The sequence below is a fragment of the Streptomyces sp. ME19-01-6 genome (assembly GCF_033793745.1).
In the GTDB taxonomy this organism is placed as follows: Bacteria; Actinomycetota; Actinomycetes; order Streptomycetales; family Streptomycetaceae; genus Streptomyces.
The window spans coordinates 1-16,594 of the sequence record NZ_JARAXF010000066.1; the positions used below are offsets into that span (position 1 = coordinate 1).

At 75.0% G+C, this 16,594-nt stretch carries 7 protein-coding genes; all 7 read left to right on the top strand.

All coding sequences use genetic code 11. The annotated features are described in order from the left end of the window. Window positions 1-261: 261 nt before the first annotated feature. Window positions 262-6,981, top strand: a complete 6,720-nt coding sequence (locus PV419_RS52215) for a type I polyketide synthase (RefSeq protein ID WP_319701134.1) — start codon at window positions 262-264, stop codon at window positions 6,979-6,981. Between the two features lie 32 nt (window positions 6,982-7,013). Further along, a complete protein-coding gene (locus PV419_RS52220) occupies window positions 7,014-7,931 on the top strand; it encodes a nuclear transport factor 2 family protein (RefSeq protein ID WP_319701135.1) in 918 nt (305 codons plus the stop codon). Between the two features lie 131 nt (window positions 7,932-8,062). Continuing rightward, a complete protein-coding gene (locus PV419_RS52225; RefSeq protein WP_319701136.1) occupies window positions 8,063-9,517 on the top strand; it encodes an NAD(P)/FAD-dependent oxidoreductase in 1,455 nt (484 codons plus the stop codon). Then, a complete protein-coding gene (locus PV419_RS52230; protein WP_319701137.1) occupies window positions 9,507-13,421 on the top strand; it encodes a type I polyketide synthase in 3,915 nt (1,304 codons plus the stop codon). Before PV419_RS52225 ends, PV419_RS52230 begins: the two co-directional genes overlap by 11 nt. A gap of 46 nt (window positions 13,422-13,467) precedes the next feature. Then, on the top strand, window positions 13,468-13,791 hold the full coding sequence (locus PV419_RS52235; protein ID WP_319701138.1) for an acyl carrier protein: 324 nt from the start codon (window positions 13,468-13,470) through the stop codon (window positions 13,789-13,791). Between the two features lie 39 nt (window positions 13,792-13,830). Then, the gene (locus PV419_RS52240; protein ID WP_319701139.1) at window positions 13,831-14,718 is read left to right on the top strand and encodes an alpha/beta hydrolase; all 888 of its coding nucleotides are present in this window, start codon (window positions 13,831-13,833) and stop codon (window positions 14,716-14,718) included. A 1-nt stretch (window position 14,719) separates the two neighbouring features. Continuing rightward, window positions 14,720-16,594 (top strand): type I polyketide synthase (locus PV419_RS52245; RefSeq protein WP_319701140.1); only part of this gene is annotated, 1,875 nt, incomplete at its 3' end.

Genomic DNA, 16,594 nt, shown 5'->3' on the forward strand with positions numbered 1-16,594 from the left:
TTGGTGGGGACGGTGGGGTTGGTTCAGGTGGTGGGTGAGGTGGGGTTTGGTGGGCGGTTGTGGTGTGTGACGCGCGGGGGTGTGTGGGTGGGTGGGGATGGTGGGGTGTCTGCGGTGCAGGCGCAGGTGTGGGGGTTGGGTCGGGTGGTGGGGTTGGAGTATCCGCGGTGGTGGGGCGGGTTGGTGGATTTGCCGACGGGTCCGGAGGAGGGGCTTTCGGGGCGGTTGGCTGGGGTGTTGGCGGGTGGGGTTGAGGATCAGGTGGCGTTGCGTGGGGGTGGGGTGGTGGGTCGGCGGTTGGTGCCGGCGGGTGGTGTGGTGGGTGGTGAGTGGCGGGTCGACGGCACGGTGCTCGTCACCGGCGGGACGGGTGGTGTGGGTGGCCGGGTGGCGCGGTGGGTGGTGGAGCGGGGTGCGCGGCACGTGGTGGTGGCCAGTCGTCGGGGTCCGGCGGCGCCGGGGGCGGAGGCGCTGGTCGGGGAGTTGGAGGGTCTTGGGGCGTCGGTGGAGGTGGTGGCGTGTGATGTCGCGGTCCGGGAGGAGGTCGCGGGGTTGCTGGCGCGGGTCCCGGAGGATCAGCCACTCACCGCCGTCTTCCACGCCGCCGGAATAGGGGACTTCACACCCGTGGGCGACCTCGACCCGGACCGCCTGAGCCAGGTCGTGGCGGCGAAGGCCGAGGGCGCGCGGTGGCTGGACGAGCTGACGCGGGGGGTGGAGCTGTCGGCGTTCGTGATGTTCTCCTCGGGGGCGGCCAGTTGGGGCAGCGGGCAGCAGGGCGCGTACGCGGCGGCCAACGCGCACCTGGACGCGCTCGTCGAACGCCGCCGCGCCGAAGGCCTGACCGGCCTGTCCATCGCCTGGGGCCCCTGGGGCGAGGTCGGCATGGCCGCCAACGACGCCGTCTCCTCCGCCTTCCAGAAGCGGGGCATCAGCGCGATGGCGCCGCAGGACGCGCTGCGCGTGCTCGGCGACGCCCTCGCGCAGGGCGACTCGGTCCTCACCGTCGCCGACATCGACTGGGCGCACTTCGCCCAGACCTTCACCGCCCAGCGGCCCAGCCAGCTGCTCGCTGAGATCCCCGGCATCGCCGAGACGGCGACGCAGGAGCAGAACCCGGAGGGGGACGGCCCACTGCGCCGTCAGCTTGAGGCGGTGGCCGCGCCGGCCCAGCGGCGGCAGATGCTGACGCAGCACGTGCGGGCGCTGGCGGCGAGCGTCCTGGGCCACGCCGCGCCGGACGCGATCGCGGCGCGGCGGCCGTTCAACGAGATGGGCTTCAGCTCGCTCACCGCCGTCGAGCTGCGCAACAAGCTCGGCTCCAGCCTCGGGATGCAGCTGCCGACCACCCTCATCTTCGACTACCCCACCGCCGACGACCTGGCCCGCTTCGTCCTCGCCGAACTCTTCGGCGAGCAGGCGGCTCCCGGCGCGAACGCCGTCGCGCCGACTCGGGAATCGGCGGCGGACGATCCCATCGCGATCGTGGGAATGGCGTGCCGCTATCCGGGCGGCGCGACCAATGCGGACCGGTTGTGGGATCTGCTGGCGGCCGGAGGGGACGCGATCGGGGCATTCCCGACCGACCGTGGCTGGGATTTGGAAAACCTCTTCGACCCCGATCCGGACAGGCCGGGGACGAGTTACGCGCGCGAGGGGGCATTCCTTTCCGACGCCGGCGATTTCGACGCGGGATTCTTCGGCATCGCGGCGCGTGAGGCGTTGGCCACGGATCCGCAGCAGCGGCTGCTTCTGGAGACGGCCTGGGAGACGGTCGAGAACGCCGGGATCGACCCGCACAGCCTGGCGGGCTCCAGCACGGGCGTCTTCGTCGGCGTGGCCGGGGGCGACTACATGATGATCAGCGCCCTGTCGAGCAGCGAGATGGACGGCTATATCGCGGTCGGAAACCACGGGGCCGTGGTCTCGGGGCGGGTGGCCTACGAATTGGGGCTTGAGGGCCCAGCCCTGAGCGTCAACACGGCCTGTTCGTCGTCGCTGGTGGCGATCCACATGGCGGTGCAGGCGCTGCGGGCGGGGGAGTGCTCGCTGGCCCTGACGGGTGGCGTCACGGTGATGGCGACGCCGGGAGTGTTCACGGAGTTCTCGCGGCAGCGGGGGATGTCGAACGACAGCCGGTGCAAGGCGTTCGCCGCCGCCGCCGACGGCATGGGGTGGGGTGAGGGCGTTGGTGTGCTGCTGCTGGAGCGGTTGTCGGATGCGCGGCGGAACGGGCACAGGGTGCTGGCGGTGGTGCGGGGTTCTGCCGTCAACCAGGATGGCGCGTCGAATGGCCTGACGGCGCCGAACGGGCCTTCGCAGCAGCGGGTGATCCGGCAGGCCCTGGCCAACGCCGGGTTGTCGGCCGCCGAGGTGGACGCGGTCGAGGCGCATGGGACGGGCACCACCCTCGGTGACCCGATCGAGGCGCAGGCGCTGCTGGCGACGTACGGTCAGGGGCGGCCAGAGGAGCGGCCGTTGTGGCTGGGGTCGATCAAGTCGAACATCGGGCACACGCAGGCCGCGGGGGGCGTGGCAAGCGTGATCAAGATGGTGCAGTCACTGCGGCACGGTGTGCTGCCGGCCAGCCTGCACATCGACGCGCCGACCCCGGAGGTGGACTGGGGCAGCGGCGCGGTGGAGCTGCTGACGGAGGCCAGGCCCTGGCCGGAGGTCGAACGCCCCTGGCGGGCCGGCGTGTCCTCGTTCGGGGTCTCCGGCACGAACGCGCACCTGATCCTGGAGCAGGCCATCGAGGAGGCGCAGCCTGTGTCCGCGCCTCTGGTGCCGGTGGGTGGTGTGGTGCCGTGGGTGGTGTCGGGTCAGTCGGCCGAGGGGTTGCGGGCGCAGGCGCGGCGGTTGGCGGAGTTCGCCGTCACCTCGGACGCGGATGCGGCGGCGGTGGGCTGGTCGCTGGTGGCCAGCCGGTCGGTGCTCGATCACCGGGCGGTCGTTTTCGGTGAGCACCGCGACGAGCTGCTGTCGGGACTGGGTGCTCTGGCGGAGGGGGCGCCCTCCGGCAGCGTGATCACCGGCAACGCCGTGGCGGCGGGCACCGGGCCTGTGCTGGTCTTCCCCGGTCAGGGGGCGCAGTGGCGGGGGATGGGTGTGGGGTTGCTGGGTTCGTCGCCGGTGTTCGCGGCGCGGATTGCGGAGTGTGAGGCGGCGTTGGCGCCGTTTGTGGACTGGTCGTTGACCGAGGTGCTGCGCGGGGAAGGGGACACTGATCCGGCGCGGGTGGATGTGGTGCAGCCGGTGTTGTGGGCGGTGATGGTGTCCCTCGCGTCGGTGTGGGAGTCCTACGGCGTTCGTCCGGCGGCGGTGGTGGGTCACTCGCAGGGGGAGATCGCTGCCGCTGTCGTGGCGGGTGCGCTGAGTCTGCTGGACGGGGCGCGGATCGTGGCCGTCCGCTCCCAGGCGTTGCGGGCGTTGTCGGGTGGTGGGGCGATGGCGTCGCTGGCTGTGGGCCAGGCGGAGGCGGAGGAGTTCATCGGCGGGCGTGCGGGGGTGGGGGTGGCGGCGGTCAACGGGCCGTCCTCGACCGTGGTTTCGGGTCCGCCGGAGGCGGTGGCTGAGGTGGTTGCGGCGGTGGCGGCCACCGGTAGGCGGGCGCGGGTGATTGATGTGGACTACGCGTCGCATGGTCCGCAGGTGGATGAGATCGCCGACGATCTGATGGCGCTGTTGGGGGAGGTCACGCCGCTCGACACCACGGTGGCGTTTTACTCCTCGCTGACGGGCGGGCGGATTGAGACCTCGACGCTGACCGCCGCGTACTGGGTGGACAACCTGCGTCATCAGGTGCGTTTCTCCACCGCCGTCGAGGCTGTCCTCGCGGACGGCTATCGGGTGTTGATCGAGGCAAGCCCGCACCCCGTCCTCGCCGTCGGCGTACGGGAGACGACCGAGGCCCTCGGCGTCTCCGCGGTGGTGGTCCCCACGCTCCAGCGCGACCAGGGCGGCCCCGCGCAGCTCGCCCGCGCCCTCGGCCAGGCGTTCACCGCCGGACTGCCGGTGGACTGGAGCGCCTGGCTCGGCGCGGACCCGGACGGTCCGCCGCCGCCCCTGCTCGACCTGCCCACCTACGCCTTCCAGCGACAGCGGTACTGGCCCGCGCCCGCGCGGGCGCAGGGCGACGTCGCCACCGCCGGGATGCGCCCCGTGGCGCACGGGCTGCTGTCGGCGGCGGTCGGAACGGCCGACGGCGGCCTGATCCTGACCGGCCGCCTGCCCGCCAGCCCCCGCTCCGGATGGCTGCGCGAACACGAGGTCGCCGGCACCGTACTGCTGCCCGCCTCCGTGATCACGGAGTGGTTGCTGCGCGCGGCCGACGAGGTCGGCTGCACCGCCATCGACGAACTCGTCCTTCACACGCCCGTCGTGCTCGACGAGACCGAGGGCCTGCGCGTCCAGGTGTCGGTCGGGCCCGCGACCGCCGGCGGCGCCCGCGAGGTGGGGGTCTACTCCGCGCCCGACGACGGCGTGGCCGGCGGTGTCGAGGAGTGGGTGTGCCACGCGACGGGGACGCTGAGCTCCGAGACGGCAGCGCCCGAGGCGCTGGCCGGGCAGTGGCCGCCGCCGGGCGCCAAGCCGCTGGACGTGACCGACTGCTACGGGCGTGCCGCCGCCGCCGGGTTCGCCTACGGTCCGGCGTTCCAGGGCCTGCGGGCCGCCTGGTCGCACGCCGGGCGGCTGTACGCGGACGTGGCGCTGCCGCCCGACGCCGGTGACGGCGCCTCCCAGTTCGGCATCCACCCCGCGCTGCTCGACGCCGTGCTGCACCCGCTGCTGCTCCTCGCGGGCGAGGAAGGCGAGGAGCAGGAACAGGAACAGGCGCAGGCGCAGGTCTGGATGCCCTTCGCGTGGACCGGTGTGTCGCTGCACGCGGTCGGGGCGACCACGATCCGGGTCATGCTCAGCGGCGATGACAGCGCCGACGCCGCCGCCCCGGGCCAGGCGTCGCGGCAGCTGCGGGTGATCGTCGCCGACGCCGTGGGAACGCCGGTCCTGAGCGTGCGCTCCGTGGTGCTGCGGCCCTCGGTGGGGCGGCAGATGAGCGCCGGAGCGGCCGGCGGCACGCGCGGGCTGTACGCCCTCGACCTGGTGCCGCTCCCGGAGGCGGCGGGCGGCGCGGAGGCGCCGGCGCCTCGCGACTGGGCGGTGCTCGACGGCCCGTTGGCGGACACCCTCGCGGACGCGCTGGCCGAGGTGCCCAGGTACCCCGGTCTGGACGCCCTCACGGCCGCCGCCAAGGAGGGCCAGAGCCCGGCACCGCCGGTCGTCCTCACCGGCCTGCCGCCGTTCCCCGACGAGCCCGGGGCCGACGCCCTGGACGCGGCGCGGCACACGCTCGACCTGGCGGCGGACTGGCTGGCGCGGGACGCCCTCGCCGCCTCCCGCCTGGTCATCCTCGCCCCTGACGGCCGGGCCGCGTCCCCGGCCGGGGCAGGGGCGTGGGGGGCAATCCGCGGGCTCCAGGCCGAGCACCAGGACCGCTTCGTCCTCCTCGACCTCGACGACACCACACCCGACGAGACGACACTCACCCGGGCGCTGGCCTCCGGCGAGCCCGAACTCGCCGTGCGGGACGGGAAGATCCTCGCGCCCCGGCTCGCGGGCGTACGCGCTCCCGCCGAGCCTGCCGAGCCTGCCGAGCCCGCCGCCGAGCCGGTCAACGCATGGGGGCACCTCCCAGCGGTAGCTGGGGGAGGCACCGTGCTGATCGGCGCGGGCCCCGGCACGCCGGCCGAGCTGGTCGCCGAGCACCTGGTGCGGACCGGGCAGGCCAGGCGCCTGTTGCTGGCCGTGCCACCGGAGTCCGGCGGCGCGAGCGGACTCGTCTCCCGCCTGACCGAGGCGGGCGCCGAGGTCACCGTGGCCGAGGCGGACCTCACGGACGCCGCCGCCGTCGCCGCGCTCCTCGCCGGCATCGACCCGCGGCACCCGCTCACCGGCGTCCTCCACACGCCCCGGGACGCGGGGTGGCGCGGCGCCGCCGCCGCGCGGGAGCTGCACCTGGCCACCGCCGGGCTGCCCCTCGCGCTCTTCGCCGTGTTCACCCACGCCGCGCCCCTCCTCGGCGACCCCGGCGACCCCGCCGTGGCCGCCTCGGAGGCCTACCTCGCCGCCCTCATGGCACAGCGCCGCGCCGACGGCGGGCAGGGGCTCGCCCTCGCCTGGGGCCCGTGGGCGGCGGATGCCGAAGCAGGCGCTGCGGCGTACGACGCCCGCCGCGGCGGCGCCGCCCGCTTCGGCGTCCGCCCGCTGACCGCGCGCCAGCTCCCGGCGCTGTTCGACGCCGCCGTGCGGCAGGGGAGCCCGCACCTGGTCGCCGCGCGGGTCGACGCCCGCACGCTGTCCGGACGCGCGCCCGAGACGCTGCCCGCAGCGCTGCGTTCCCTGGCCGCCGCCCGCCCGGCCGCCAGGACCGCGTCCGCCGCGCAGCCCACCGACTGGGAGGCCCAGCTCGCCGGGCTCCCGGAGGCGGAACAGCACCGCGTCCTGGTCAACTTCGTCCGCGCGCAGGCAGCGGCCGTACTCGGTGAGTCCGACCCGAGCCGGATCGAGCCGGAACGCGGCTTCCTCGACATCGGCATCGACTCGCTTACCGCCGTCGAGCTGCGCGACCGCCTCGCCTCCGCCACCGGCCTGCGGCTGCCGCCCACCCTCGTCTTCGACAACCCCCACCCCAGCGCGCTCGCGCGCCACCTGCACGCCGAACTCGCCCCGCAGGAGACCGATCCGCTCGCCCCGCTGCTGGCGGAGATCGACCGGCTGGAGCGCGGCCTGCTGGCCGTCGCGGCGGACGAGGCCGCCCGCGCGCAGCTGCTCGGCCGGCTGCGCAAGACCACCTCGAAGCTGGCCGGACCGGGCGACGCCGGCGGGGACGGCGCCGCGGCCACCGACCGGATCCAGGGCGCCACGGCCGACGAGATTCTCGACTTCATCGACACCCGGCTCGGCAAGGGCGCCGGAATCTAGCCGCACCCAGCGGCACAGGGAGGACACACGCCATGCTCACCGAGCGGGCCCGCAAGAAGGTCGCCATCGAGCACAGCCGCCGCCTCAGCGCGGGCGACATCGACGCGCTCCTCGAGCTGTACGCGGCCGACGCCACGTTCGAGGACCCCGTCGGCTCGGGACGCCAGGCCGGACACCAGGCGCTGCGCGCGCACTTCGAGCCCGCCGTCGCCGCCGGCACCCGGGAGACCATCGAGAACTCGACCGTCGGCCACGACGGCAGGAGCGTCCTGACCCGCCTCACCGCGGAGATGGACTACGGGCCGCTCGGCCCGCTGTACGCCGAACGCGGCTGGCTGCCCGCCCCCACCGGGCCAGGACCCGAGCCCGCCAGACTCCGCTGCCACTCCGCGATGCTGCTGCACGTCGGCGCGTCCGGCCTCATCGAGGACATGCAGGGCTTCTTCGGCCGCGGCGACCTGGAGACCTCGCCCGACGGTTCGCCCGGCTCCTACGCCGGCCCTGAGAAGCTGTCGCCCGGCGAGGTGGCGCTGCGGCAGATGACGCGCAACTACACCGACCTCCTCAACGACGGCGAGGTCGACCGCGTCGTCGAACTGTTCACCGAGGACGTCGTCTTCGAGGACCCGGTGGGCCGCACGACGCTCCACGGCCGGCAGGCCCTGCGCGAACACCTGCACTGGGCGGCCCACGCCGGGGTCCGCGAGGTCCCGAGCCGCTCCGTCACCGCGATGGAGGGGCCCCTCGTCGTCACCGCGACCGACGTGCGGCTCCACCTGCCGCAGGAGATGAGCTCCTGCATCATCGCGATCAGCGAGATGAACGAGGACGGCCTCGGCGTCCACGTCCGCGCGTACTGGGGACTGACCGACGTGACGATGGGCGTCCTTCCGGCCCGCGACACACCGCCCGCGGCAACTCCCGAACCCCTGGCCCGTGCCACGGAATAGCCGCACGCCCTCGCCGGCATCGGAAAGGCCCGCTTAAGCAGTTCGCGGCACTCTCGTGAAGGGTTCCGAGGCGACGACGTGAAAAGCGATGTCCGCGCCGGCGAGTTCCGTTTGATCGAAGGGACTGACAAGTGCCATTGACCACTCCGAAACGCGCCGTCGTGCTGGGCGGCGGATGGACCGGCATGCTCACGGCCCATGTGCTGTCCCGTCACCTCGCCGACGTGACCGTGGTGGAGCGCGACATCCTCCCCGACGGGCCCGAGCACCGCAAGGGACAGCCGCAGGCCCGCCACGTCCACATCCTGTGGTCCAGCGGCGCCACCATCGCCGACGGCTTCCTGCCCGGCACCATCGACCGCCTCCTGGCGGCCGGCGCGCGCCGCATCGGCTTCCAGCGCGACCTGGTGACCCTCACCGCGTCCGGCTGGCAGTACCGCTTCCCGTCGACGGCGTTCGCCATCATGTGCACGCGCCCGCTGCTGGACTGGACGGTCCGCCAGGCGATCCTCGCCGACGGCCGGATACGCGTCAGGCAGGGCACCGAGGTGGTCGAGCTGGCCGGCGGCAAGGAGCGGGTCACCGGCGTCCTCGTACGGGACGTGGCGAGCGGCGGCGCACCCGAGCTGATCGAGGCGGACCTGGTGGTGGACGCCACGGGCCGCGCCTCGCGCCTCGGGCCGTGGCTGGCCGCCCTCGGCCTGCCGAGCGTCGAGCAGGACGTGGTGGACGCCGGCATCGGCTACGCCACCCGCATGTTCAAGGCGCCCGACGGCGCGGGCGGCGGCTTCCCGCCCGTCAACGTCGCCGCCGACCACCTCATGCGGCAGCCCGGCCGGTTCGGCGTGGTCTACCCGCAGGAGGGCGGGCGCTGGCTGGTCACCCTCACCGCCACGCGCGGCGCCTCGCTGCCCACCCACGAGGACGAGTTCAACGGCTTCGCCAAGACGCTGCGCCACCCGATCGTCAGCGACCTCATGGGCGTCGCCGAGCCCATCGGCTCGATCTTTCAGTCGCGCTCGGGCGCCAACCGCCGCCTGTACCCGGAGCGGATGCCGCAGTGGCCGGAAGGCCTGCTGATCATCGGCGACTCGCTCGCCGCGTTCAACCCGATCTACGGCCACGGCATGAGTGCGGCGGCGCGCGGCGCCGAGGCCCTGGACCGCCAGCTGTCCGGCGGCGGCTTCGCCGAGGGCGGTACCCGGCAGGTCCAGCGGGCGCTGAGTGAGGTCGTGGACGACCCGTGGGTCATGGCGGGCCTGAAGGACATCCAGTTTGTCAACTGCCGCAACCACTCCACCGATCCGCGGCTGAACGGCCCGGACACCGCCGAGCGGCTGCGGTTCTCCGACTTCGTGTCCAAGAAGTCGATCCGCTCGCCGAAGGTCTGCGAGCTCGTCACCGACGTGCTGGCGCTGCGCGCCACGCAGGCTGCCATGGGCAGCACCAGCTTCCTCTCGCTGCTGAACAGCGACGCCAGCTTCCCGGAGTTGACCGAGCCGCCGTTCCGCCCCGGCGAGCTGGAGATGGTCGGTCTCAAGCCGTCCCGCGTCGGGGCGAAGGGCGTGCTCGCCGATGGCGAATGACGAGAAGCTCGTCGAGTACCTGAAGTGGACGACGGCCGAGCTGCTCCAGGCACAGACCCGGGTGCGCGAGCTGGAGGAGGAACGCCGCGAGCCGATCGCGATCGTCGGCATGGCGTGCCGCTTCCCCGGCGGTGTGCGCACCCCTGACGAGCTGTGGACGCTGGTCGACGGCGACCAGGACGCCATCACCAGCTTCCCCGCCGACCGCGGCTGGGACCTCGACGACGTGCACGAACCCGGCTGGACGCCGCCGCCCTACCCGCAGCTCGGCGGCTTCATCGAGGACGTTTTCGACTTCGATGCCACCTTCTTCGGGATGAACGCCCGGCAGGCGCTGGCGACCGAGCCGCAGCAGCGGGCGCTGCTCGAGGTGGCGTGGGAGGCCATCGAGAACGCCGGGATCGACCCGACGCGGCTGCGCGACACCGACACCGCCGTCTACGCCGGCGCCACCGCCCACGGCTACGCCGCCGGCCTGGAGAGCATCCCGCCCGACCTGCTCGGCTACCTCGGCAACGGGGCCGCAGGCAGCCTCGCCTCCGGGCGGCTGGCGTTCTCGTTCGGGCTGCAGGGCGCGGCCGTCTCGCTCGACACCGGCTGCTCCTCGGCGCTGGTCGCCGCCCACCTCGCGTGCACCGCGCTGCGGCGCGGCGAGTGCGGCATGGCGCTGGCGGGCGGCGTCGGGCTGCTGTACACCCCGGCGCCCATCGCCCTGTCGGCCACCGGCCCGGGGATGATGGCGCCCGACGGCCGCTGCAAGCCGTTCTCCGACGCCTCCGACGGCATGGTCTACGGCGAGGGCGCGGGGATGCTGCTCCTGCAGCGGCTGCGGGACGCGCGGCGCGACGGGCGCCGGATCCTGGGCGTCATCCGTGGCTCGGCGGTCAACCAGGACGGCCAGAGCACCGGTCTTTCGGCGCCCAGCGGGCCGTCGCGGCAGCGCGTCATCCGGGCCGCGCTGGAGGACGCCGGGCTCGCGCCCGGCGACGTGGACGCCGTCGAAGGGCACGGCACCGGCACGGCCATGGGCGACCTGATCGAGGCCCAGGCGACGCTCGCCACCTACGGGCAGGAGCGGGGGGAGGACGGCCGGCCGGTGTGGCTGGGCACCATCAAGCCGCACATCGGGCACACGCAGGCCGCCGCCGGGGTCGCCGGCATCATCAAGATGATCATGGCGCTCCGGCACGAGACGCTGCCCGCCACCCTCAACATCGGCCGGCCCTCGCCCCAGGTTTCCTGGTCCTCCGGCGCGGTGCGGCTGCTGACCGAACGCGTCGGCTGGCCGCGCGGCGAGCGGCCTCGCCGCTGCGGGATCTCGGCGTTCAGCGCCTCGGGCACCAACGCCCACGTGGTGCTGGAGGAGCCGCCCGCCGCGCAGGCCGGCGAAGCCGGCAAAGCCACCGCCGCCGGGCGACCCGTGGCGCAGGTGAGCGCGGGTCCGGCAGCCATGGGCAGGGCGGATGCCGTCGAGGCGCCGGAACCGGAGGAGTCGCTGGAGCCGGTCGCCGGGACCGGCCTCCGGGGCGTCGTGCCGCTGGTGCTGTCCGCGCGGAGCGCGGAGGCGCTGCGCTGCCAGGCGCGGGCCGTGGCCGACCTCATGGCCGCAGGCGACGGCGCCTCCCCGGCCGCCGTCGGCCGGTCGCTGGCCACCACCCGGTCGGTCTTCGAGCACCGCGCCACCGTGGCCGGCGCGGACCGCGACGAACTGCTCGCCGGGCTCGACGCCCTCGCCACGGGGGCCGGCCACCCGGCGCTGGTCACCTCCGACGGACCGGTCACCGCCACCATGGGCGGCACCGCGTTCGTCCTCGGCGCCGACACCGACGACGTCGGGGCCGACGACGGCATCGCCGAACTCCGCGACGCCTTCCCGGCGTTCGCCGCCGCCTTCGAGGAGGCGGCCGGGCAACTCGGCCAGGACGCCGGCCACCGCCGCGCCCGGCGCTTCGCGCTGCGGGCCGGACTCGTCCGCCTGCTGGCGACCGCCGGCATCCACCCAGGCGCCGTGATCAGCTTCCCGGACGGGGCGATCGAGGCCGCGCTGGCGGCCGGGACCGTCGACCTGCCGGAGGCCTGCCGCCTGCTGCTCGCCGAGGACACCGAGCGGACGGCCGCCGCGCTCGCCGCCGGGCGGCAGGCGACACCGGTGATCAGCGGCCTCACCGGAGAGCGCGTCACCACCGCCGAGGAGTGGGCCGCCCACCTCGGCGCCGCCACGCGGACACCCGATGACGCCACCCCCGTGGAACTCGGCGCGGCCGGCGGCGACCTCGCGGCCCTCCTCGAACTCGGCTCGGAGCGGGCGCTGCCCGCCCTCGCGCCCGCCACCCGCCCCGGCCGCCGCCCGCCGCTGCGGCTGGCCGTCGCCCCACCGGGACAGCCCGCCGTCCGCGGCCTGACGCACGCCCTGGCCCGCCTGCACGCCACCGGCACCGCCGTCGCCTGGGGCGCACTCCTCGACACCGCCACCGGCACCGCCGTGCCGCTGCCGACCTACCCCTTCCAGCGCAGCCGGTACTGGCTGCACGACGAGGCTGCTCCCCGGCGGCGTACGGGCAACGCCGCCGCCCCGCACTGGTACCGCGTCGCCTGGCAGGCCCTGCCCGACGTGCCCGCGCCCCGCCTGACCGGCCGGTGGCTGCTGGTCTCCCCGCCCGGCGACCTCGCCGACGCCGTCGCCACCGCGCTGCGCCGCCACGGCGCCGAGGTCGCGGTCATCGAGTCGAAGGCGGACGGAACGCCGGACGACGGCGCCGCGCCGGCGGCCCGGCTGGGCGAGGCACTCGCCCTCGGCCCCGCCGCCGGCGTGCTGTCCCTCCTCGCCCTCGACGACCAGGACCCCGGCACGGACGCCGCCGGGGACGCGACCCCCTACCCGGCGGCCGAGGCCCCCCACCTCGCCCCCACCGAAGCCCTCGCCGCCGCCCTGGCCGCCTCCAAGGACCCCGCCCCGCTGTGGATCGCCACCCGTGGCGCGGTCGCCGCCCGCTCCTCCGGCGCGCCGCCCCGCCCCGCGCAGGCCCAGCTGTGGCACGCGGGCGGCGACGGCCTGGTCGACCTGCCCGGCCGGTTCGACGACCGCACCGGCCGCTGGCTCGCCGCGACCCTGGCGGCGGGCGGCGAGGACGGCGAACGCGAGGTCGCCGTACGCGTCGACGGCCGCTACGCCCGCCGCCTGGTACGCCACGCCCCCGCCGAGCCCGGCGCCGGGCGATTGACCGGCACCGTGCTCCTCACCGGCGCCGACACGACCCTCGGCGGCCACGCCGCGCGCCGGCTCGCCGACGCGGGCGCCGCGCACCTGCTCCTCACCGGCGCCGACACGGACCCGTCCCCCGACCTGATCGCCGAACTCGCCGCCCAGGGCGTCACCGCCACGGTCGTGCCCGCGGCCGGGCTCGCCGACCGTGCCGCCCTGGACCGCCTCGTCGCCGGCCTCCCCGAGCGGCACCCGCTGACCGCCGCCGTGCACCTGGGCCCTGTCCTGGCGGCGGGAACCGACGGCGCCTGGCCGCAGGACGTCGCCGTCGCCGCCCGCCTCTGCGCGCTCGCCGAGGACCGCACGCTGTCCGCCCTGGTGCTGTGCACCTCCGCCGCCGGCCTGCTGGCCGCCAACCCCGGGCCCGGCCGCGGCGGCCAGGGCGGCGCCGCCCACGCCCACCTCGACGCCCTCGCCGGCGTGGCCCGCTCCCGTGGCGTGCCCGCCGTCTCGCTGAGCCTGGGCGTCCAGGGGCTGCCCGCCGAAGCGGCGGCCGAGGCACTGCGGCAGGCGGCCGCGTCCGCCGGCACCGGACCGGCGGCCAGCGTCCTGTACGCCGACCTCGACGGGGAACGGGCGCCTCACCGGCCCGTGGCCCACCACGACCACGACCACCTGACGGCACCGCAGCCGCCCGCCTGACCCCCTGCCGAACCCATCACGACCCGACACCGAGAGAGGCACACCTGTGGAACCCACCACCAACTCGACCGAGTCCAGCGAGAACAACGACCTGATCGCGCGGCTGGCGTCGGCCACGGCGGACGAGCGCCAGCAGCTGCTGCGGCAGCAGGTGCTCCGCCGCGTCGCCGAGGTCCTCGACGTCCCCGCGATGGACGAGGAGTCGAGCTTCCTGGACAACGGCCTGACCTCGCTGTCCGCCCTGCAGCTGTCCAAGCAGCTGATGGACGACACCGGCATCGAAGTCCCGCTCGTCGCCATCGTCGAGCACCCGACCGCGACCCTGCTCGGCAAGTTCCTCGCCGAGACGTACGAGGCGGACGCGAGCTAGAGCTGTCCGGCCGGCCACCCTCATCCCCCTAGGAGACAGATGGAGCTGTCCGTACCCGTAGACGACGGAGTGAAGCTGAACGTGCGGTACCGGCCAGGCGAGGACGGCCGGCCGTTCCTGCTCCTCCACGGGCTGGGGTCCAACGCCCGGATGTGGGACGAGGTGGCCGACCGGCTCGCCGCCGCCGGCCACCCCGCCTACGCCGCCGACATGCGCGGGCACGGCGGCTCCGACACGCCGGAACACGGCTACGACAACGCCACCGCCGTGGCCGACATCGTGACCCTCTGCCGCGAGCTGGGACTGAAGGAACCCCTGATCGCCGGGCACTCCTGGGGCGGCAACCTCGCGGTGCGGGCCCTGGCCCAGAACCCCGGGCTGTGCGCCGGCCTGGGCCTGGTGGACGGCGGCTGGGTCGACTTCGCCAGCATCCCCGGCTTCGCGGGGTACGCCGAGCACGCGCAGCTGCGGCGCCCCGACGCCACCGGCACCACCCGGGACGGCATGCGGCTGATGCTGCGCGGCCTCCACCCGACGTGGTCGGACGCCGCCATCGAGGCGAGCCTCGCCGACATGGTGGAGGGTCCGGACGGCCTGCTCGTGCAGCGGCTGCCGCTGCAGCGTTTCCTGCCGGTCTTCCACAGCATGTGCGAGGACCCGCCGGCCCGCTGGTACCCCGGCGTCACCGTGCCCGTCCTCTTCCTCAACGCCCTGCCGCCGCAGGAGAGCTGGTGGAGCACCAACGTGCGGCGGTGGGTGGCGAAGGCCGAGGCCGCGATACCGCACGCGGAGTCCCGCTGGTATCTCGACGCCGACCACAACCTCCACGCCGACGACCCCGAGCGTCTGGCCGGGGACCTCCTCGACCTCGCCCGCACCGTGGAGGACCCCAAGTCCCTGGACGAGCCCCTGCCGGAACGGTCCTGACATGGCAAACGACGAGAAGAAGCTCCTGGACTACCTCAAGCGCGTCACCGCCGACCTGCGCGAGGCACAGCACCGGCTGAAGGACGCCGAGTACGCCAGCCACGAGCCCATCGCCATCATCGGCATGAGCTGCCGCTTCCCCGGCGGCGTGCGCTCCCCCGAGGAGCTGTGGGAACTGGTCGACGCCGGGCGCGACGGCACCGGCGACCTCCCCACCGACCGCGGCTGGGACCTCGACGCCCTCTACGACCCGGAGCCCGGCCACCCGGGCACCGCGTACGTCCGCAGGGGCGGCTTCACCACCGACGCGGCCGGCTTCGACGCGGGCTTCTTCGGGATCAGCCCGCGCGAGGCGGTCGCCATGGCCCCGCAGCAGCGGCTCGCGCTCGAACTGTCCTGGGAGGCCATCGAGCACGCCCGCATCGACCCCCACGCGCTGCGCTCCACCAGCACCGGCACGTACCTCGGCTGCGACGGCCTGGACTACGTCCTCAACGCCGCCGAGGTGCCCGAGGACGCGGCGGGCTACCTGACGACCGGCAACTCGCCCAGCGTCGTCGCCGGGCGCGTCGCGTACACCCTCGGACTCGAGGGCGCGGCGGTGACGCTGGACACCGCCTGCTCCTCCTCGCTGGTCGCGATCCACCTGGCGTGCCAGGCGCTGCGGCAGAACGAGGTGTCCCTGGCGCTGTCCGGCGGCGTGTACGTCATGTCCTCCCCGGCGCCGCTCCTCGGCTTCAGCGAGCTGCGCGCCCTGGCGCCGGACGGGCGTTCCAAGGCGTTCGCGGCGGGCGCGGACGGCATGGCGCTGGCCGAGGGCTCCGCGGTGGTGGTGCTGGAGCGGCTGTCGGAGGCGCAGCGCAACGGCCACCGGGTGCTGGCCGTCATCCGCGGCTCGGCGGTCAACGAGGACGGCGCGAGCAACGGCCTGACCGCGCCCAACGGCCCCTCGCAGCAGCGCGTCATCCGGCAGGCGCTGGCCAACGCCCGCCTCGCGCCCGGTGACGTGGACGCGGTCGAGGCCCACGGGACGGGCACGAGCCTGGGCGACCCGATCGAGGCGCAGGCGCTGCTGGCGACGTACGGTCAGGACCGGCCGGGCGAGGACCGGCCGGTGTGGCTGGGCTCGGTCAAGTCCAACATCGGTCACACCCAGGTCGCCGCCGGGGTGGCGGGCCTGATGAAGATGGTCATGGCTCTGCGGCACGAGCGGCTGCCGCGCTCGCTGCACACCGAGGAGCCGACGCCGCACGTGGACTGGGCGTCGGGCGCCGTCCGGCTGCTCCAGGAGCCGAGGGACTGGCCCCGCACCGGCGAACGCCCGCGCCGCGCCGGGGTGTCGGCGTTCGGCTTCTCCGGCACCAACGCGCACGCGATCCTCGAAGAGGCCCCCGAACCCGAACCCGAACCGCCCGCGTCGGGCGAGGACGGGGAGCCGCCGGGGGAGTGGGTCACGCCGTGGGTGCTGTCGGCGAGCGGCGCCGAGGCGCTGCGCGGCCAGGCCCGGCGGCTCCTCGACGCCGAGGCCGTGGCCGGCGCCGACGCGGCGGCGGTCGGCTGGTCGCTGGCCACCTCCCGGGCGGTGCTGGACGACCGGGCGGTGGTCACCGGCCGGGACCCCGGGACGCTGCGGGACGGGCTGGCCGCGCTGGCGGCCGGCGAGGACCATCCGGCGCTCACCCGCCTGAAGGGTGCGGCCCCGGCGCCCGGGTGGCGGGTGTTCCTGTTCTCGGGTCAGGGGAGTCAGCGCCCTGGTATGGGGGCGGGGTTGTACGCGCGTTTCCCGGTCTTCGCGGAGGCGTTCGACGAGGTGTGCGCCCTGCTCGACCCGCATCTGGAGCACTCGCTCGCCGACGTGGTGCTGCGCTCCCAGCCG